16 protein-coding genes and 1 tRNA gene are annotated in these 19,877 nt (G+C 69.6%); 14 read left to right on the forward strand and 3 right to left on the reverse strand.

All coding sequences use genetic code 11. The features are described 5' to 3' along the window. Positions 1 to 4 precede the first annotated feature (4 nt). The 3 genes from IEY93_RS29795 (at position 5) to pyk (ending at position 5,199) form a co-directional block, all read left to right on the forward strand. A complete protein-coding gene (locus tag IEY93_RS29795) occupies positions 5 to 1,489 on the forward strand; it encodes a glutamate synthase subunit beta (RefSeq protein ID WP_189166475.1) in 1,485 nt (494 codons plus the stop codon). A gap of 205 nt (positions 1,490 to 1,694) precedes the next feature. After that, positions 1,695 to 3,431: a S8 family peptidase gene (locus IEY93_RS29800; protein WP_189166476.1), complete on the forward strand. Its 1,737-nt coding sequence runs from the start codon at positions 1,695 to 1,697 to the stop codon at positions 3,429 to 3,431. 337 nt (positions 3,432 to 3,768) lie between these two features. Continuing rightward, on the forward strand, positions 3,769 to 5,199 hold the full coding sequence (gene pyk / locus IEY93_RS29805) for a pyruvate kinase (protein WP_189166477.1): 1,431 nt from the start codon (positions 3,769 to 3,771) through the stop codon (positions 5,197 to 5,199). 255 nt (positions 5,200 to 5,454) lie between these two features. On the opposite strand, the gene IEY93_RS29810 is transcribed toward pyk, so the two are convergent. After that, a tRNA-Leu gene (locus IEY93_RS29810) sits at positions 5,455 to 5,527 on the reverse strand. 50 nt (positions 5,528 to 5,577) lie between these two features. Between IEY93_RS29810 and IEY93_RS29815 the strand changes: the two genes are divergently transcribed. The 6 genes from IEY93_RS29815 (at position 5,578) to IEY93_RS29840 (ending at position 11,479) form a co-directional block, all read left to right on the forward strand. Next, positions 5,578 to 6,177, forward strand: coding sequence for an ANTAR domain-containing response regulator (locus IEY93_RS29815; protein WP_229691586.1), 600 nt, complete (start codon positions 5,578 to 5,580; stop codon positions 6,175 to 6,177). Positions 6,178 to 6,578: 401 nt separating this feature from the next. Continuing rightward, complete coding sequence (locus tag IEY93_RS29820) at positions 6,579 to 7,775, forward strand: branched-chain amino acid ABC transporter substrate-binding protein (protein ID WP_189166478.1); 1,197 nt, start codon at positions 6,579 to 6,581, stop codon at positions 7,773 to 7,775. A 105-nt stretch (positions 7,776 to 7,880) separates the two neighbouring features. After that, on the forward strand, positions 7,881 to 8,849 hold the full coding sequence (locus IEY93_RS29825; protein ID WP_189166479.1) for a branched-chain amino acid ABC transporter permease: 969 nt from the start codon (positions 7,881 to 7,883) through the stop codon (positions 8,847 to 8,849). Then, positions 8,846 to 9,994 carry a branched-chain amino acid ABC transporter permease gene (locus IEY93_RS29830; protein WP_189166480.1) on the forward strand — a complete coding sequence of 383 codons (1,149 nt, stop codon included), beginning with the start codon at positions 8,846 to 8,848 and terminating at the stop codon, positions 9,992 to 9,994. Before IEY93_RS29825 ends, IEY93_RS29830 begins: the two co-directional genes overlap by 4 nt. Continuing rightward, entirely contained in the window at positions 9,991 to 10,773 is a 783-nt protein-coding gene (locus IEY93_RS29835; RefSeq protein ID WP_189166481.1) for an ABC transporter ATP-binding protein, read from the forward strand. The genes IEY93_RS29830 and IEY93_RS29835 overlap by 4 nt, the downstream gene beginning before the upstream one ends. Next, complete coding sequence (locus IEY93_RS29840; RefSeq protein WP_189166482.1) at positions 10,763 to 11,479, forward strand: ABC transporter ATP-binding protein; 717 nt, start codon at positions 10,763 to 10,765, stop codon at positions 11,477 to 11,479. The genes IEY93_RS29835 and IEY93_RS29840 overlap by 11 nt, the downstream gene beginning before the upstream one ends. A 237-nt stretch (positions 11,480 to 11,716) precedes the next feature. Here the strand turns inward: IEY93_RS29840 and IEY93_RS29845 are convergent, their stop codons facing one another. Continuing rightward, positions 11,717 to 12,274, reverse strand: coding sequence for a hypothetical protein (locus tag IEY93_RS29845; RefSeq protein WP_189166483.1), 558 nt, complete (start codon positions 12,272 to 12,274; stop codon positions 11,717 to 11,719). A gap of 188 nt (positions 12,275 to 12,462) precedes the next feature. Between IEY93_RS29845 and IEY93_RS29850 the strand changes: the two genes are divergently transcribed. Genes IEY93_RS29850 through IEY93_RS29860 form a run of 3 tightly spaced genes read left to right on the forward strand, consistent with a single transcriptional unit; the run spans position 12,463 to position 14,986 of the window. After that, positions 12,463 to 13,299 carry an ABC transporter substrate-binding protein gene (locus tag IEY93_RS29850; RefSeq protein ID WP_229691587.1) on the forward strand — a complete coding sequence of 279 codons (837 nt, stop codon included), beginning with the start codon at positions 12,463 to 12,465 and terminating at the stop codon, positions 13,297 to 13,299. 5 nt (positions 13,300 to 13,304) lie between these two features. Next, positions 13,305 to 14,156 carry an amino acid ABC transporter permease gene (locus IEY93_RS29855; protein WP_189166485.1) on the forward strand — a complete coding sequence of 284 codons (852 nt, stop codon included), beginning with the start codon at positions 13,305 to 13,307 and terminating at the stop codon, positions 14,154 to 14,156. 5 nt (positions 14,157 to 14,161) lie between these two features. Beyond that, positions 14,162 to 14,986, forward strand: coding sequence for an amino acid ABC transporter ATP-binding protein (locus IEY93_RS29860; protein ID WP_189166486.1), 825 nt, complete (start codon positions 14,162 to 14,164; stop codon positions 14,984 to 14,986). A 278-nt stretch (positions 14,987 to 15,264) separates the two neighbouring features. On the opposite strand, the gene IEY93_RS29865 is transcribed toward IEY93_RS29860, so the two are convergent. Further along, the gene (locus tag IEY93_RS29865; RefSeq protein ID WP_372444485.1) at positions 15,265 to 15,630 is read right to left on the reverse strand and encodes a PaaI family thioesterase; all 366 of its coding nucleotides are present in this window, start codon (positions 15,628 to 15,630) and stop codon (positions 15,265 to 15,267) included. Between the two features lie 143 nt (positions 15,631 to 15,773). Between IEY93_RS29865 and polA the strand changes: the two genes are divergently transcribed. Beyond that, the gene (gene polA, locus IEY93_RS29870) at positions 15,774 to 18,476 is read left to right on the forward strand and encodes a DNA polymerase I (protein ID WP_189166487.1); all 2,703 of its coding nucleotides are present in this window, start codon (positions 15,774 to 15,776) and stop codon (positions 18,474 to 18,476) included. A gap of 177 nt (positions 18,477 to 18,653) precedes the next feature. Then, positions 18,654 to 19,730, forward strand: a complete 1,077-nt coding sequence (locus tag IEY93_RS29875; RefSeq protein ID WP_229691588.1) for a polysaccharide deacetylase family protein — start codon at positions 18,654 to 18,656, stop codon at positions 19,728 to 19,730. Positions 19,731 to 19,877: the final 147 nt, after the last annotated feature.

A 19,877-nucleotide genomic window follows, 5' to 3' on the forward strand; every position in this document is an offset into this window, starting at 1 on the left:
ACCGATGGCCGACCCCAAGGGGTTTCTGACGCACGCGCGTGAGCTGCCGGCGCGCCGCCCGGTCGACGTCCGCATCCGCGACTGGCGGGAGGTCTACGAGGACTTCCCGCGGCCCGCCCTCACCCGGCAGGCCGCCCGGTGCATGGACTGCGGCATCCCGTTCTGTCACAACGGCTGCCCGCTCGGCAACCTGATCCCCGAGTGGAACGACCTGGTCTTCCGCGACGACTGGCGCGAGGCGATCGAGCGGCTGCACGCCACCAACAACTTCCCGGAGTTCACCGGCCGGCTGTGCCCGGCTCCGTGTGAGTCGGCGTGTGTCCTCGGCATCAACGCAGACCCGGTGGCGATCAAGCGGGTCGAGGTCGAGATCATCGACCGGGCGTTCGAGGAGGGCTGGGTCACTCCGCAGCCGCCGGCCGTCAAGACCGGCAGGCGGGTCGCCGTCGTCGGGTCCGGCCCGGCCGGCCTGGCCGCCGCCCAGCAGCTCACCCGCGCCGGGCACGACGTGGTGGTCTTCGAGCGCGCCGACCGCATCGGCGGGCTGCTGCGCTACGGCATCCCCGAGTTCAAGATGGAGAAGCGTCACGTCGAGCGGCGCCTTGAGCAGATGCGCGCCGAGGGCACCGAGTTCCGCGCCGGCGTCGACGTGGGCGTGGACGTCACCGCCGCGCGGCTGCGCGAGGAGTTCGACGCCGTCGTGCTGGCCGGCGGCGCCACCGCCTGGCGGGACCTGCCGATCGCCGGCCGCGAGCTGGCGGGGGTGCACCAGGCGATGGAGTACCTCCCGCCGGCCAACAAGGTGCAGGAGGGCGATCTCCCGGTCTCGCCGATCTCGGCCGAGGGCGAGCACGTGGTGGTGATCGGCGGCGGCGACACCGGCGCCGACTGCATCGGCACGGCGGTGCGCCAGGGCGCGCTGTCGGTCACCCAGCTGGAGATCATGCCACGGCCGCCGGCGGACCGGCCGGGGTCCCAGCCGTGGCCGACCTATCCGATGCTGTTCAAGATGGAGAGCGCCCACGAGGAGCTCGAGGCCGAGGGCGGCACGCGGGTGTACGCCGTATCGACCACCGAGTTCGTCGGCGACGAGCAGGGGCGGGTCAGGGCGCTGCGCCTGGTGGACGTCGAGGGCCCGGCCAGCGGGTTCCGGCCGATCCCCGGCACCGAGCGCGAGATCCCGGCCGGGCTGGTGACGCTGGCGATGGGCTTCCTCGGCCCCGAGAAGGGTCCGCTGCTCACCGACCTGGCCGCCCAGGCGGCCGACCCGGACGCCTTCTTCGACGCGCGGGGCAACGTCGCGCGCGACAAGTCGTACATGTCCGGTGTGGAGGGCGTCTTCGTCGCCGGGGACATGGGGCGCGGGCAGTCGCTCATCGTGTGGGCGATCGCGGAGGGCCGCTCGGCGGCCGCCGCGGCCGACCGTTACCTCACCGGTGAGACGGCCCTGCCCGTCGCGATCCCGCCGACGGCCCGGCCGCTGGTGTGACGCGCGCCGGGATGAGCTGACGAGGACGGCGTCCCCTCGTGGGACGCCGTCCTTTTCGTATGATTTCGGCCCCCCTTTACAGTTTTATCGCTATATGTAGGTCTAATGGGTCGAATGCCGGGGTGTTTGTTCGCAACTTGCTTTGGTGCTCGATCCCCTGAAAGATGCTGCCTCGTTCTCTAGGACAGGCATGAGGGGAAGGTCAATGGTGCGGGGGTACAGACGCCTGGCGGGCGCCGCCGTTTCGCTCGCGATGGCGGGCACGCTCGCCGCCGCTTCGCTGGTCACGGGTGCGGTCCCGGCCGGGGCCGCCGCGCCCGCGTCCGCGGGCCACGGCGAGTACCTCGTCTTCCACCGGGCCGGCGGGCAGGCCGAGGCGCTGCGCGCGGTCCGGGCGGCCGGAGGCGCCGTCGCGGCGGTCGACGCCAAGCTCGGGTACATCGTCGCCCGCGGCCCCGGCGCGGCCTTCGCCGAGCGGCTCGGCGCGAGCCAGGCCGTCATCGGCGTCACCGGCAACCGCAAGATCGGCGCGACCACAGCCCTGGGCGCGGCCACCGGCCCGGCCACCGCGCCGCTGTCGCTCACCGGTCCATCCGCGCTGCCCGCCGCCTCTTCCGCGGCTTCGGGCGCACCGGCCGCCGGGCCGTCCGCCAAGGGCGCCGCCCGCGGCGCGGACCCGCTCTCGGGCCGCCAGTGGGACATGAAGATGATCGGCGCCACCGCCACCGGCTCCTACGCCAAGGCGCGGGGCAGCAGGAAGGTCCTGGTCGGCATCATCGACACCGGCGTGGACGGCAGGCACCCCGACATCGCCGCCAACTTCAACCGGGCGCTGAGCCGTAACTTCGTCACCGACCAGCCCAAGGACCCGAACGGCAAGGAGCTCGACGGCCCGTGCGAGGTCAAGGGCTGCAAGGACGCCGCCGACATGGACGATGACGGCCACGGCACCCACGTCGCCAGCACCATCGGCTCTCCGCTCAACGGCATCGGCGTCGCGGGCGTCGCCCCGAACGTGTCGCTGGTCAACGTCCGCGCCGGCACCGACTACGGGTTCTTCTTCCTCAAGCCGGTGATGGACGCGCTGACCTACGCCGGCGACGCGGGCATCGACGTGGTCAACATGAGCTTCTTCGTCGACCCCTGGACGTTCAACTGCACGAGCAACCCGGCCGACTCCAAGGCCGACCAGCTCCAGCAGTCCGGCATCATCACCGGCGTGCAGCGGGCGCTCGACTACGCCCGCGCCCGCGGCGTCACGCTCATCAGCGCGCTCGGCAACGGCTCCAGCGACCTCGGCGCCCCCACCTCCGACAAGGAGAGCCCCGGCTACCCGCTCGGCAAGGAGCGCGAGCGCACGATCGACAACTCCTGCCTGAACGTCCCCGCCGAGTCGCGGGGCGTCATCTCGGTCTCCGCCGTCGGCCCGAGCAAGCGCAAGGCCTGGTACTCCGACTACGGCACCGAGCAGACCGACCTGTCGGCCCCGGGCGGCGACCCCTCCGACGAGGGTACCTCGCTGAAGGGCACGGCCAGGGAGATCCTCGCCGCCGCCCCGGCCCACGTGCTGCGCCGGGAGAAGCTCATCGACAAGTCGGGCAAGCCCACCGGCTCCTCGGTGGTGCGCGAGTGCCACCACGGCCACTGCGCCTACTACCAGTACCTCTCGGGCACCTCGATGGCCGCCCCGCACGCCGCGGGCGTGGCCGCGATCCTGATCAGCCGCTTCGGCAAGCCCGGCAAGGGCGGTCTGGCCATGTCACCGGAGAAGGTGGAGCGCATGCTGTACGCCACGGCCACCCGGGTGAAGTGCCCGGCCTCCGGCTCGACCACCTACACCGTGAGCGAGGAGACCCACGTGTGCGCGGGCGGGCCGGCCAAGAACGGCTTCTACGGGCACGGGATGGTCAACGCCTACCGAGCGGCCACGACCAGGGGCTGAGGCGTCCCTCCAGGCCCGGTGCGCGCCGGGCCGGGAGGGCAATCGTGGCGGCCCGAAGCACGGCGCGGACGGCGCGCGGGGCGGGCCGCCGCGGGCCCAAGGTGGCATACCGCTCACACGCGCTCGCGGCGGCAACTATCCTTCTGCACGAGACTGAAGACGAATACGGACCTCGCGCGCCCTTCCGCGCCGGTCGTGGTCGCCGCCCGATCGCCGGGCCCACCTGCGACGACGTGCCTGAGCGCACGCGATGGCAAGGCATCTGTCACCCGGAGTTCCCCGGGCGCTGTGGTCTTGGTCATCGCCAAGTGGTCTGTACCAATTAGGGTAGGACTTTGTGAGTCGTCGAGCGAAGATTGTCTGCACACTGGGGCCCGCCACCTCATCTCCCGAGCGGCTGCGCGAGCTGATCGCCGCCGGGATGAACGTCGCGCGGTTCAACCTCAGCCACGGGAGCCACGAGCTCCACAAGGAGATCCACGGCCGGGTCCGCGAGGCGGCGGCCGAGCTCGGCAAGGCCGTGGGCATCCTCGCCGACCTGCAGGGCCCCAAGATCCGCGTCGGCCGGTTCGCCGAGGGCCCGGTGCGCCTGGGCTTCGGTGACGTCTTCACCATCACCACCGAGGACGTCCCGGGCGACCGCGAGATGGTGTCCACCACCTACGAGGGCCTGCCGTCCGACGTGAACCCGGGCGACAAGATCCTGGTCGACGACGGCCGCCTCGTCCTGGAGGCCACCGCCGTCGACGGTCCCCGCGTGGTGACCAAGGTCCTGGTCGGCGGCATGATCTCCAACAACAAGGGCCTCAACCTTCCCGGTGTCGCGGTCTCGGCCCCCGCCCTCACCGAGAAGGACGAGGAAGACCTGCGCTGGGCGCTGCGCACCGGCTTCGACATGATCGCGCTGTCCTTCGTGCGCAGCCCCGAGGACGCCCAGATCGTCCGCGCCATCATGGACGAGGAGGGCGTCCACCTGCCGCTCCTCGCCAAGATCGAGAAGCCCCAGGCGGTCGAGCACCTGGAGGAGATCGTCGACGCGTTCGACGGCATCATGGTCGCCCGCGGCGACCTCGGCGTGGAGCTCCCGCTGGAGCAGGTGCCGATCGTCCAGCGCCGCGCCATCGCCCTGGCCCGCGAGAAGGCCCACCCGGTCATCGTGGCCACCCAGATGCTCGACTCGATGATGACCGCCCCCCGGCCCACCCGCGCGGAGGCGTCCGACGTCGCCTACGCCGTCATGGACGGCGCCGACGCGGTCATGCTGTCCGGCGAGACCTCGGTCGGCGACTTCCCGGTCGAGTCGGTCGCCACCATGGCCCGCATCGCCACGGCCGCCGAGGACGACACGCTGGAGTGGACGCACACCTTCGACCGCCGGCCCGAGACCACCGGCGGCGCCATCGCCCGCGCGGCGGCCGAGGTCGGCGCCATCGTCGGCGCCAAGGCGCTGTGCGCGTTCACCATGTCGGGTGAGACCGCCCGCCGCCTGGCCCGCTACCGTTCGCCGATCCCGCTGCTGGCCTTCACCTCGGCCTCGCACGTGCGCGGGCAGCTCGCGCTCACCTGGGGCGTGGAGACCTTCGAGGTGCCGTTCGTCCACCACACCGACGACATGGTCCGCCAGGTCGAGTCGGCCCTGCTGTCCCTGGGCCGCTACGAGAAGGGCGACAAGGTGGTCATCGTCGCCGGTTCGCCTCCCGGCAACCACGGCTCCACCAACTCCCTGCGGGTCCACACGATCGGCTCTGCCCTGTCCTCCTCGAGCTGACCGGAAATCACCCGTTTCTGCTACGGCGCCGCCCTCCAGCGGCGCCGTAGCCGTTTCCAGGGGCTTTCCCGCGGAAGGGGAGGGCGGCTGCTCGGTCCACCGTCGCGGCGGGACGGGGGAGCGGCGCCGCGCCGCGCAAGGGTGAGGGCCCCGGACGGGCGTGCGAGCCTGTCACCAGGCGGGCGGGGCGAGATGAGGCCGGGCGAAAAAGAAACCGCGCGGCGGTGGCCGCGCGGTCGCAAGGGGTGGCGTGAGTGCCCCGAGTGGGATTCGAACCCACACTGTATGGATTTTGAGGCCATCGACTCTGCCGTTGGTCTATCGGGGCGCCGTGGTGCTCGTGCCCCTAATCTAGCGGACGTCGGTACTCTCTTGGTCGTGAGTACGCAGCGGCGAGTGGTGATCGCGGAAGACGAGGCGCTGATCCGCCTCGATTTGAAGGAGATGCTGGAGGAAGAGGGCTATGCCGTCACCGGTGAGGCCGGTGACGGCGAGACGGCGATCAAGCTGGCCCTGGAGCAACGTCCCGATCTGGTGATCCTGGACGTCAAGATGCCCATACTGGACGGCATCTCGGCCGCCGAGCGCATCGTGTCCGAGCGGGTCGCGCCGTGCCTGATCTTGACGGCGTTCTCCCAGCGCGACCTGGTCGAGCGGGCGCGGGACGCCGGCGCGATGGCGTATCTGGTCAAGCCGTTCACCAAGTCCGACCTGGTCCCGGCGATCGAGATGGCGGTGAGCAGGCACGAGGAGATCGCGGCGCTCGAACGCGAGGTCAGCACGCTCGGCGAGCGTCTTGAGACCCGCAAGCTCGTCGAGCGGGCCAAGGGCCTGCTGATGACCGAGCATGGCTGGACCGAGCCACAGGCCTTCCGGTGGATCCAGAAGGCCTCCATGGACCGCCGGCTGAGCATGCGCCAGGTCGCCCAGGCGGTGGTCGCCGACGCCGAGTCCAGACCGGCCGCCGAGGAGTCCTGACCCGAAGGCGGCGGCGTCTCCGGGCCCGGACGGCCGGAGCCGCCCGCCGCCGGCGGGGCCGGCACGTCGTCCGGGCGCGAACGGGTCTTGACGCATGACCGCGAGGCCGACCGCCGCCCCGGTTCCGGAGTCAAGGTTCGGCCCGTGACCGTCGAGGGAGTGCGGCCGATCACCCTGAGTGGATCTTCGATGCCCGGCCACGGACATCGATGTGACCTTTACTTTTCCGGGTGATCGCCGTAGAGGACCGTTGCGATAACGAAGCGGTAACGTGATGTGACTCTGTACCGACCTGTGACTTGAGCTGGGTGTAATGCCGTCAACAACTCCTGGCCAGATCGCCAGGGTGGCTCTGTGAAACCCGATCCCGGCACGTGGGATCAGGCGAAAGGAAGGCAACCTTGCGGCCCAAGATTGCTCGCCTCGGGGGCGTGCTCGCCGTCGGTGTGGCACTTACCGTTGGTCTCGCCGCTTGTGGTGGTGGCGGTGACACGGGTTCGACGACCGGTGGCGGTGACTCGGCGGCGCCCACGACGCTGAAGATCGGCTTCATGGGCGACCTCTCCGGTGAGAGTTCCGGCATCGTCATCCCGCCGAGCAACGGTGCGCAGCTTGCCGTGGACGAGTACAACGCGACCAACCCCAAGGTCAAGATCGAAATGATCAAGTACGACAGCCGCGCCGACGCGACGACGGCCGTCAACCTGGCGCAGAAGGCGATCAAGGACGACAAGGTCGTCGCGCTGGTGGGTCCGGCCTTCTCGGGTGAGTCCAAGCAGGCCGTGCCGGTGCTGGAGGAGGCGAAGATCCCGAACATCTCCGCCTCGGCCACCAACGTCGACCTCGCCAAGAACGGCTGGAAGTACTGGCACCGCGTCGTGCCCAACGATGGCGTGCAGGGCCCGTCGATCGCCGACTTCATCGCCGGCGCCGCGGCGGCCAAGAACGTCTTCGTGGTCGACGACAAGTCCGAGTACGGCAAGGGCCTGGCCGACGCCGTGCGCGCCCAGCTCAAGACCAAGGGCGCCACGGTCAGCGACGACGCGCTCGACCCGAACGCGACCGACTACTCCTCGACCGTGAACAAGGCCGTCTCCGCCAAGCCGGACGCCATCTTCTTCGGTGGTTACTACGCCGGCGCCGGCAAGCTGCTCAAGCAGCTGCGGGACAAGGGCGTGCAGGCGAAGTTCTTCTCCGGTGACGGCTCGCTGGACAAGGGCATCATCGAGAGCGCCGGCGCCGCGCAGGCCGAGGGCGCGCTCATCGGCTGCCCGTGCCGCATCCCGACCTCGGCCGAGACCGACGAGAAGGTCAAGAAGTTCGCCGCCGACTACAAGGCGAAGTTCGGCGCCGACCCGCTGATCTACGCGACCGAGGGCTACGACGCCATGACCGCCTTCACCAAGGCGATCGCCGGCGGCGCCACCACGGCCGACGCGATCAACGAGGCGGTCGGTAAGTCGGACTTCGACGGCATCTCCAAGCACATCAGCTTCGACCCCACTGGTGAGCCTTCGGCGAAGTCGATCTACATGTACCAGGTCAAGGACGGCCAGATCGGGCTGCTCGGCGACACGACGACGGCCAAGCTGAGCTGACGGACGGCACGGCAAGGTCAGTAATGAGGGGCGGGAAACGCGACGGCGCTCCCGCCCCTGTCCGTGCCCGACCTGGCGTTAAGGCTCCCTTGAAAGCGAAACCCCGTGTTCGATAATCTCCTCGGCTCTTTCTGGCCGTACACGATCGACGGCCTCATCCTCGGCGCGATCTACGGCCTGGTCGCCCTCGGCTACACGATGGTCTACGGCGTGCTGCGCCTCATCAACTTCGCGCATTCCGAGATCTTCATGATCGGCACCATGGCGTCGGCGTTCGTGGTGATGGTCATGGGCGTGACCAAGCCGCTGACCGGGCTGGCGCTCGTCGGCGGCCTGCTGCTCCTGGTGCTGGCCGGCGGCGCCGCATCGGCGGGCTCGGCCATGCTGCTCGAACGCATCGCCTACCGCCCGCTGCGCAAACGCGGCGCCTCGCGGCTCGCCGCGCTCATCTCGGCCATCGGCGCCTCGCTCTTCCTGCAGGAGCTCTTCGCCCTGGTCATCATTCCCTACGTCTTCAACCGTCCGCAGCAGGGCCGCAACCAGATGGGTGTGGCCCGCATCATGGAGAAGGACACCCTCTTCAGCATCGGCGGCGCGCAGGTCCGCGTCGACCAGGTCATCATCTTCGTGGCCGCGCTCGGCATGATGGTCCTGCTGGACCTGCTGGTCAACCGCACCAAGATCGGCCGCGGCATCCGGGCCACCTCCCAGGACCCGGAGACCGCGGTGCTGATGGGCGTGGACATCGACAAAATCGTGCGGGTCACGTTCCTGATCGGCGGACTGATGGCCGGCGTCGCCGGCGCGCTGTTCGTCCTGCAGTTCGAGGTCACCAAGTTCTCCATCGGCTTCCTCCTCGGCATCAAGGCGTTCACCGCGGCGGTGCTCGGCGGCATCGGCAACCTACGCGGAGCCCTGCTCGGCGGCCTGTTCCTCGGTCTGATCGAGAACTACGGCGCGGCGATCTTCGGCTCGGGATGGAAGGATGTCATCGCGTTCTCGGTTCTCGTCCTGGTCCTGATGTTCCGCCCCACCGGCATCCTCGGTGAATCACTCCAGCAGGCACGCGCATGAGCACGAACTCCACACTCACCGCAAGCAGGAACGCCATGGGCGCGTTCACCGACCGCGTCCGCGACCGCTGGGCGACCGCTCCGGGCTGGCAGCGCTGGACCGTCTACGTCCTGCTGTTCATCGGCGCGCTGTTGCTGCCGTCGGAGTCCATCGGGCACTTCATGTCGCCCTACAGCGACTGGGCGAGCGTCCTGTTCTTCCCGGTCGGCACCTACATCGTGCTGGCGATCGGCCTGAACATCGTCGTCGGCCAGGCCGGCCTGCTGGACCTCGGGTTCGTCGCCTTCTTCGCCATCGGCGGCTACTCGATGGCCCTGCTCGGCACCCGTCTGGGGCTGAACTTCTGGGAGATCCTCATCGCGGGAGTCATCCTGTCGGCGATCTCCGGAGTGGTGCTCGGCGGGCCCACGCTGCGCCTGCGCGGCGACTACCTCGCCATCGTGACCCTCGGCTTCGGTGAGATCGTCCGCCAGACCGCCGAGAACACCGACGCGATCGGCGGCCCGCGCGGCATCGCCGGCATCCCGCACCCGCCGAGCATCGACGGCGTGGTGATCTTCGGAGTGGACATCTTCCACTACGGGGTGCTCGACCCCCGGCCGTACTACTACCTGCTGGTGGTGGTGGCCACGCTGATCATCATCTTCGTCAAGCGCTGGGAGAAGAGCCGCGTCGGCCGCGCCTGGGCCGCCATCCGCGAGGACGAGGACGCCGCCGAGGTCATGGGCGTGCCGACCTTCAAGTTCAAGCTGCTGGCCTTCGCGATCGGCGCCTCCATCGGCGGCGCCATGGGTGTGGTCTGGGCGGGCAAGACCATCTCGATCAACCCCAACGACTTCCTCTTCATGCTGTCGGCGACCATCCTCGCGGCGGTCGTGCTCGGCGGCTCGGGCAACATCCCCGGCGTCATACTGGGCGCCTTCCTGGTCGCCTGGCTGCCCGAGCGGTTCCGCGGCCTGTCGGAGTACCGCATCATGGTCTTCGGCGCCGCGCTGGTCGCCCTGATGATCTTCCGTCCGGAGGGCCTGCTGCCCTCCCGCCGGCGCAAGGCAGAGCTGGCCGAGGGGACGGGTGGCATGGGCGCCATGGGCGCGGAGGTTCCTGATCCGCAGGCCCACGCCGAGCCCGAGGGGGCAGCCAAATGAGCGAGCCGCGTCCGCTGCTGCAGCTGCAGAGCGTCAAGATGCAGTTCGGCGGTGTCGTCGCCCTGCGCGAGGTCGAACTCACCGTCAACGAGGGCGAGATCTTCGCGCTCATCGGCCCGAACGGCGCCGGCAAGACCACCGTGTTCAATGTCGTCACCGGCGTCTACCAGCCGACGTCGGGGCGGGTGATGTTCGACGGTGACCGCATCGACGGCATGAAGCGCTTCAAGGTCACCAAGCGCGGCGTCGCCCGCACCTTCCAGAACATCCGGCTGTTCCACAACATGTCGGCGCTGGAGAACGTCATGGTGGGCGCCGACGCCCACCATCGCGCGGGCATGTTCAGCGCGGCGCTCGGCTTGCCCTGGCACCGCAACGAGGAGCGCGAGGGCAAGGAGATGGCCCACGAGCTGCTGGAGTTCGTCGGCATCGCGCACCGGGCCGAGGAGACCGCCAAGAACCTTCCCTACGGCGACCAGCGCCGGCTGGAGATCGCGCGGGCGCTCGCGACCAAGCCCAAGCTCCTGCTGCTGGACGAGCCGGCCGCCGGCATGAACCCGGCCGAGAAGGAGTCTCTGCAGGGCCTGATCCGCAAGATCCGCGACGCCGGGCGCACCGTGCTGCTGATCGAGCATGACATGGCCCTGGTCATGGGCATCAGCGACCGCATCGCGGTGCTGGACTTCGGACAGAAGATCGCCGACGGTCTGCCCGCCGAGGTGCAGAACGACCCGCGGGTCATCGAGGCGTACTTGGGGGCTCCCGCAGATGCTTCTTGAAGTCAAGGACATGCACGTCCACTACGGCAAGATCGAGGCGATCAAGGGCATCTCGCTCGAGGTCGCCGAAGGGGAGATCGTCACCCTGATCGGCGCCAACGGCGCCGGCAAGACGACGACGCTGAAGACCATCTCGGGTCTGCGCCCGCTGTCGTCGGGTTCTGTCACCTTCGACGGCAAGGACATCAGCAAGCTCCCCGGGCACAAGCGGGTGCTGGCCGGCATCGGGCAGTCCCCCGAAGGGCGTGGCGTGTTCCCCGGCATGACGGTCACCGAGAACCTCCTGATGGGCGCCTACACCCGTACGGGCGACTTCTCCAAGGATCTCGATGAGGTCTTCGAGCTGTTCCCCCGGCTGGCCGAGCGCAGGAACCAGGCGGGCGGCACGATGTCGGGCGGCGAGCAGCAGATGGTCGCCATCGGCCGCGCGCTGATGAGCAAGCCGAAGGTCCTGCTGCTCGACGAGCCGTCGATGGGCCTGGCTCCCATGCTGGTCGCCCAGATCTTCTCGATCATCAAGGAGATCAACAACCGCGGCACCACCGTGCTGCTGGTCGAGCAGAACGCCCAGCAGGCGCTCCAGCTCGCCCACCGGGCGTACGTGCTGGAGACCGGGCGGGTGGTTAAGTCGGCGCCGGCCTCGGAGCTGCTGGACGACCCGCAGGTGCGGGAGGCCTACCTCGGCGGCGAGCTCGGCGCCCACTGAGGCACCGCGCGGACGACGTTCGCGGCAAGACGGCCCGGCCGGAGCCTTCGGCCGGGCCGCCACCGCGTCGGGACCTCGCCTGGAGCGAAACCGCGCAGGAAGCCGGCGGGTGCGCAGGCCCGCTCGGACGAGGGCACGATCTGATCCCGGGGCCTCAGGGGCCGGGGGAGGAGAGTGCTCACGCACCAGCGGCTATCGGCACTGAGTCTGCCCGCACAGCCGACCCGGTGGCTCCCGTCAGCGAATGGTGACCTCGACGCCCTTGGACCGGCCGATGACGCCGAGTGGCGGGTCGCCGAAGAAGCGCATCTTGGTGATCTTCACGTCCTTGGGCACGTCGAACCACAGGTCGAACTCCATGCGCACGAAGCTGCCGACCTGCAGCTCGAACGGCTGGCGTTTGGTGGTCTGGGCGGCGAGGTCGACATGGAAGGTGCGCCCGTCGGAGGCGACCGCGAGCTGCTCTTTGGCATCGAACTTCTGGTTGCTGCGGTCGATGCTCTCGATGAGGACGCGGACCCGGACGTACTGCCCCTTGGCCGGCCATTCGGCGTGGCTGCCCACCAGGCTGGGCATGCCATCGCGGAACGCCAGGACCCGGAAGCGCATCAGGCCGTCCGTCACCAGCGGCGCCTTGATCACCGTCTCGTCCGGCCGCGCGGTCTGCGGGGGGACCAGATAGGTCGCCGAAGGGCTCGGCGAAGGCGTGCCGGGGCTCCCGGCAGCGCTGGAGCAGCCGGACAGGGTCAGTGATGCGATGAGCGTCAAGCCCACCGGGAGGAGAGGCGCCCGCACGATCGCACACTAACGGCCCGCGGCGCTCGGAGCGCCAGGTCGGGGCAGGTGTTGTGCGATCGTTTCTTTCCGGTAATACCCCTGGTGACCAGGTGCGGGACCATGGCCAGGGTTACGGTAAGTTAACTTAACTCCGACATATAGCTAAAGAGGAGGACGTTGTGGTCTTTTGGTCCAAGCGTCGCCGTGTGCCAGTAATCGGGGCGCTCGTCGTGAGCGCCGCATGCCTTCTCTCCGCCTGCGGCGGCGGATCGGACACCGGTGCGACCACTTCGAGTGCGCCGGCCGCCACCGGCTCGGCGGCCTCCGAGATCAAGCTGATCAGCCCCGGCAAGCTGACCACGTGCACGAACCTGCCGTACGAGCCCTTCCAGTTCAAGGAAGGCGACAAGGTGGTCGGCTTCGACGTCGACATCGTGGACCTGGTCGCCAAGAAGCTCGGGGTGACCCAGGACATCGTGGACATCGACTTCGCCGTGATCAAGAGCGGTGCCGCGATGAACGCCGGCAAGTGCGACGTGGCGGCGGCGGGCATGACGATCACCGACGAGCGCAAGCAGAACATCCTGTTCTCCGACCCCTACTTCGACGCCACCCAGGCGCTGCTCGCCAAGAAGGGCACCGGCGCCAAGAGCCTGGAGGACGTCAAGGCCAAGGGCCTCAAGCTCGGCGCGCAGGCGTCCACGACCGGCCTGGACTTCGCCAAGGGCAAGGGCCTCAACCCCACCGAGTTCGCCGACTCGCCCAAGGAGCTGCTGGGCCTGCAGTCCGGCCAGGCCGACGTCATCATCCAGGACCTCCCGGTCGTGCTCACCTGGCTGAAGAAGCCCGAGATCGCCGACAAGTTCGAGCTGATCGCGAGCCTGGACACCGGCGAGCAGTACGGCATCGGCATGAAGAAGGGCAACGACGCCCTGGCCAAGGTGGTCAACGAGGAGATCGCCAAGGCCAAGTCGGACGGCACCTACGAGCAGATCTTCGTCAAGTGGTTCGGTAAGAAGCCCGGCGAGCTCGGAGCCTCCTGATCCGCATGACCGGTCACTCCATGACGGCCGAGCCGGCCGGACCCGCCGGGCGCGCGCCCGGCGGGTCCCGGCTCAGCCCGCGAAAAAGGCAGCGCATCAGCCGCGCCGTCCAGTACGTCGTGCTGGCCGCCGCGGTGGTCGCGGTCGCCCTCCTGGTCAACTGGCAGGGGCTCGCCCTGAACTTCGCCAAGATGGACGTGGCGGTCAAGGCGTTCCCCGAGGTGTTCACGGTCGCCCTCAGGAACACCATCATCTACACCGTCGGCGGCTTCGTCTTCGGCTCGATCGGTGGCCTGCTGCTCGCGCTGATGCGGCTGTCCTCGGTACGCCCGTACCGCTGGATCGCCGTGGTCTACATCGAGATCTTCCGCGGTCTGCCGGCGCTGCTCATCTTCCTGTTCATCCTGTTCCTGCCGCTCGCGCTGCCCGGCTTCTGGCTGCCCGGCGGCACCTACGGCCTCGGCATCCTCGGCCTGACCATCGTCAGCTCCGCGTACATGGCCGAGACGCTGCGGGCCGGCTTGCAGGCCGTTCCCAAGGGACAGATGGAGGCGGCGCGCTCGCTCGGCATGTCGCACGCGCGGGCGATGATCTCGGTGATCATCCCGCAGGCCATCCGCATCGTGATCCCGCCGACGACCAACCAGTTCGTCGCCCTGCTCAAGGACTCCTCGCTGGTGCTGTTCCTCGGCGTGAGCGGCGAGTACGTCGAGCTGACCAAGTTCGGCAACGACCTGGCGTCCGAGACGGCCAACGCCACCCCCATCATGGTGGTGGGCCTGACGTACCTGCTGGTCACGATCCCGCTGGGCTATCTCGCGAGCCGCCTGGAGCGGCGTCAGGCGAAGGGACGGTGACCGCGATGCCGCACGCGGTCGAGATCACGGACCTGCACAAGCACTTCGGCGAGCTGGAGGTCCTCAAGGGCATCGACTTCACCGTGGACGAGGGCCAGGTCGTCTGCGTCATCGGCCCGTCCGGTTCGGGCAAGTCGACCCTGCTGAGGTGCGTCAACCTGCTCGAACAGCCCACCAAGGGCACGGTGCGGGTGAACGGCGTCGAGCTGACCGATCCCGACGTCGACATCGACGCGGCCCGGCGCAGGCTCGGCATGGTGTTCCAGTCGTTCAACCTGTTCCCGCACCTGACCGTCCTCGCCAACGTCATGATCGCCCAGCGGCGGGTGCTCAGGCGCGGCAAGGCCGAGGCCGAGCGGGTGGCCCGGGAGAACCTCGCCAAGGTCGGCGTCGGCGACAAGTGCGACGCCTACCCGCCGCAACTGTCCGGTGGCCAGCAGCAGCGGGTGGCGATCGCCCGGGCCCTGGCCATGGACCCCGACCTGATGCTGTTCGACGAGCCGACCTCCGCGCTGGACCCCGAGCTGGTCGGCGACGTGCTGTCGGTGATGCGCGACCTGGCGCGCGACGGCATGACCATGCTGATCGTCACGCACGAGATGAGCTTCGCGCGGGAGGTCGCCGACCGCGTGGTGTTCATGGACGGCGGCGTGGTCGTGGAGGAGGGTCCGCCGGAGCAGGTGATCGGCGCGCCCCGGCACGAACGCACGCGGACCTTCCTCAAGCGGGTGCTCGACCCGACGCACGCGAGCGATGACACCGCGGACTCCGCGAGCTCCGCGACCTCCGCGGACGCGGACTCCGAGGGGACGCAGGCCCAGGCCCGCTGACGACCGCGGGGCCGGACGACCTCCGTCTCGGACGGCCCCGCACCGGCCTCGCGCGACTCCGCGGCGGGGCCCGCCGCCGCGGCCCGGAGGCGGCGTCCGCCGGCTCTGGACGGCAAGGAGCCCGCGGGTGGTCTTTGGGGCCATGTAGGGCTTCCCCGGCCGCACACGTTGTCTACTCGACCACCCACGGGCTCTGGCGTCACAACGCTAGCGAGCGATGAGGCTCCCGTGCAAAGAGACGGCCAAAACGTATCCTCGGGGCCGCCGGGGAAAACGCGTCAGGAGTGGGGCGGAACGTCAGGGCGGTCGCGAAGCATGCAGGTGAGGCGGGATGTGCACACCCGGCGGCCCTGCTCGTCGCTGATCTCGATGTCATAGGTCGCGATCGAGCGGCCGCCGTGCAGCAGGGTCGCCACACCGGTGACGTACCCCGAGGTCGCCGACCGGTGGTGGGTGGCGTTGATCTCGACGCCGACGGCGATGCGCCCCGGACCGGCGTGGACGGCGGCGCCGGTGGAGCCGATGGTCTCGGCCAGCACGCAGGAGGCCCCGCCGTGCAGCAGGCCGTAGGGCTGGGTGTTGCCCTCGACGGGCATGCGGGCCACGACGCGACCGGCCTTGACCTCCAGGAACTCGATGCCCATCGTGGCGAGGAGCCCGCTCTTCTGGTCGGCGCCGTACAGCGCGTCCAGACGTGCCTGGTCCTCCGGGGTCAGCATGGTCAAGGAGATGCCTCCACTTGCACACGGGGCCGTGTTCTGTCGTACATGGAGACTAGGCTGCACGTGTGCCGAAGAAGGAACCGACCCCCGCCCGCCCCCGTCTGCTCCTGCTGGACGGGCACTCCCTGGCGTACCGCGCGTTCTACGCGTTGAAGGACGCGAACCTCATGACGACCGAGGGCCAGCACACCGAGGCGGTGTACGGCTTCACGTCCATGCTGATCAACGTCCTGCGCGACGAGCGGCCGAGCCACGTCGTGGTCTGCTTCGACCGGTCCGAGCCCACCTTCCGGCACGAGGCGTACGAACACTACAAGGCCAACCGCGCGGAGACGCCCGACGACTTCCGCGGCCAGGTCAGCCTGATCTTCGAGGTGCTCGACGCCCTGCGCATCCCCCGGCTGTCGCTCGCCGGGTATGAGGCCGACGACCTGATCGCCACGCTCGCCCACCAGGCCGCCGAGCGCGACATGGACGTCCTGATCGTCACCGGTGACCGCGACGCGCTCCAGCTCGTCAACGACCGGGTCACCCTGCTGATGACCCGCCGCGGCATCAGCGACATGACCCGCTTCACCCCCGATGCCGTTGTCGAGAAGTACGGCCTGACCCCCGTGCAATATCCCGACTTCGCGGCGCTGCGCGGCGATCCGAGCGACAACCTGCCGAGCATTCCCGGCGTGGGCGAGAAGACCGCGGCCAAGTGGGTCAAGGAGTACGGCTCGCTCACCGAGCTGGTCGATCGCGTCGACGAGGTCAAGGGCAAGGTCGGCGACAAGCTCCGCGAGCACCTCGGCCAGGTCGTGCACAACCGCCAGCTCACCGAGCTGCGGCGCGACGTCCCGCTCGACGCCGACGTGACCGATCTCAAGATGGGCGTCTGGGACCGCGACGAGATCCACAAGCTGTTCGACACCCTGCAGTTCCGTGTGCTGCGTGACCGGCTCTACCAGAGCATCGGCGCCGCCGAGCCGGAGGCCGACTCCGGGTTCGAGGTCGAGGTCACCGCGCTCGGCCCCGACGAGGTCGAGGCGTGGCTCGCCGCCATGCCCGAGGGCCGGGCCGGGCTGGCCGTCAAGGGCTCCTACGGCAGGGGCACGGGCACGATCGAGAGCCTGGCGATCGCGGTGCCCGCCGGCGGCGAGGGGCGGCGCCGCGCGGCGCACCTCGACCTGACCGGGCTCACCCAGGCCGACGAGAACGCCCTGCGCCACTGGCTGGCCGACGAGTCCCGGCAAAAGGCCGTGCACGACGCCAAGGGCCCGCTGCTGGCCCTGTGGGCGCACGGGCTCGACCTGCGCGGGCTCACCTGTGACACGGCCCTGGCGGCCTATCTGGCGATGCCGGGGCAGCGCTCTTTCCCGCTCGACGACCTCGTGCTGCGCTATCTCCACCGCGAGCTGCGCGCCGAGGCCGACAACGGCGGCCAGGCGGCCCTGTTCGACGACCCGGCCGACAACGCCGGCGAAGACCTCGCCGTCCGGGCGCAGGCCGTGCTCGAGCTCGCCGACGCGCTGGAGGCCCACCTGGAGCCGCGCGGCGGCGCCCGGCTGATGCGCGAGGTCGAGCTGCCGCTGGTGCGGGTGCTCGCCGAGCTGGAGCGGGCGGGCATCGCGGCCGACCGCGACTACTTCACGGGGCTGGAGGCCGAGTTCGGCGCGGCGGTCAAGCAGGCCGTCGAGGAGGCCCACCGGGTGGTCGGCGAGCAGTTCAACCTGGGGTCGCCCAAGCAGCTCCAGGAGATCCTGTTCGTCAAGCTCGGCCTGCCCAAGACCAAGAAGATCAAGACCGGTTACACCACCGACGCCGACGCGCTCGCCACGCTGGCCACCCAGACCGACAACGAGCTGCCGACGATCCTGCTGCGCCACCGCGACCAGACCAAGCTGCGCACCACCGTCGAGGGCCTGATCAAGGAGGTCGGCGACGACGGGCGCATCCACACCACCTACAACCAGATCATCGCGGCGACCGGCCGGCTGTCGTCGGAGAAGCCCAACCTGCAGAACATCCCGATTCGCACCGCCGAGGGGCGGCGCATCCGGCAGGGCTTCGTCGTCGGCGAGGGGTACGAAACGCTGCTCACGGCCGACTACAGCCAGATCGAGCTACGGATCATGGCGCACCTTTCGCAGGACGAGGCGCTGATCGCGGCCTTCGAGTCCGGGCACGACTTCCACAAGGCCACCGCCGCCCGGGTGTTCGACATCCCGCCCGAGCAGGTGGACGGCGAGCTGCGCGCCCGCATCAAGGCGATGAACTACGGCCTGGCCTACGGCCTGTCCGACTTCGGGCTGTCCGGCCAGCTCAGCATCCCCGTCGCCGAGGCGCGGGCGCTGAAGGAGGAGTACTTCCAGGAGTTCGGCGGCGTGCGCGACTACCTGGCGGCGATCGTGGCCCAGGCCCGGCACGACGGCTACACCGAGACCATCCTCGGCCGCCGCCGTTACCTGCCCGACCTCACCAGCGACAACCGGCAGCGCCGCGAGATGGCCGAGCGCATGGCACTGAACGCCCCCATCCAGGGGTCGGCCGCCGACATCATCAAGGTCGCCATGCTCAACGTCCACCGCGCCCTGCACGAGCGCGGGCTGCGGTCGCGCATGCTGCTGCAGGTCCACGACGAGTTGCTGTTCGAGGTGGCCACGGGCGAGCTCGACGCGCTGCGCGAGCTGGTGGTCACCCAGATGTGCGGCGCCTACGACCTGCGCGTCCCGCTGGACGTCTCGGTCGGCACCGGCCGCACCTGGCAGGACGCCGGCCACTGAGCCCGCCCGGCGGCACGGCAGGAATGCCCGGTCCGCCGGTTTCGCGCCATCGGGGAGAGAGGCTTCGGTTCGGCCGTAATCTGCGGCACATGTCTGGCGTGTGGCTTGGATCGCCGCGCGGCCGATTGGTCTGGCCTAGGGTGAATGCCGTCCCGTCGCCGACCCAGGAGACCCCCCGTGCGCGCGCCCGGCCTGACCACCGTCCTCGGCATCGTCAACGTCGGTGTGATGATCGTCGCCGCCGTGGCCCTGCTCGTGCTGCCGTTCGGCGGCGAGGAGCAGGGCGCCCCGCCGGTGGCCCGCTCGACGCCGGTGACCCCTTCGCCGGCGCCCAGCGCGACCGCGTCCCCGGCCACTCCCGAGTCGGCGAGGAAGGTACGGGCCAACGAGCTCGGCCAGATCCCCGTGATCATGTACCACCGCATCCTGAAGAAGCGCCTGGCCTCGATCGACCGCACCCCGGCGCAGTTGCGCAAGGAGCTCGAACGGCTCGCCACGCACGGCTACGTGCCGATCACCGCGGCCGAGTTCACGGCGGGCGCGATCGACCTGCCGGCGGGCGCCCACCCGGTCGTGCTGACCTTCGACGACGGTCATTCCTCGCACTTCGCCTTGGACGCCGCGGGCGTCCCGAAGAAGGACACCGCGGTCGGCGTCATCTACGAGGTGGCCGCCAGGCACCCGGGGTTCCGGCCGGTCGCGACCTTCTGGGTGAACAAGAACCCGTTCGGGCTGACCCACCGGGACGGCCAGGCCGCGGCGGTGCGCTGGCTGGTCGACCGGGGGTTCGAGGTGGCCAACCACACCTGGGGCCACCCAGACCTGCGCCGGTTGTCCAAGAAGCGGGTGGTGGAGGCCATCGGGCGCCAGGAGAGGCTCCTGCGCGGCCTCGGCGCCCCCGACTCGGCCACCTTCGCCCTGCCGTACGGCAGTGTCCCCAAAAAGCGCGCCGCGGCGCGCTCGGGCACCTGGAAGGACCTTCACTACCGGTTCCGCGCGGTGTTCCTGGCCGGGGCGGAGCCGGCGGTTTCGCCCTACGCGAAGACCTACGATCCTTTTTACATCCCCCGTATCCAGTCGAACGGTAAAAAGGGGGAGTGCCGCAAATGGTGCTCCCAGTACTGGCTCCAGTGGCTGGATCGCCACCCGGACCAGCGCTACACCTCGGACGGGGATCCGACTCACGTCTCCATGCCACGTCGGGTTCAGGGTAAGATCCAGGCAAAGCTCCGCGGGGTGAAGATCGTTTACTAGGGGCTTGCGGGGTTATGCGGGTGAGCGCCGGATTGACCACGCCCGCGTACTCTCATATGCTGATCGCTGCGCTGTGGGCTCGCGTGCGCCTCGGACGGAGCGGGCTCGCGCTCGGTCACGTCGACCACCGGTCATCAGACCAAACCT

It is taken from the genome of Sphaerisporangium melleum (assembly GCF_014646695.1).
GTDB classification, from domain to species: Bacteria; Actinomycetota; Actinomycetes; order Streptosporangiales; family Streptosporangiaceae; genus Sphaerisporangium; species Sphaerisporangium melleum.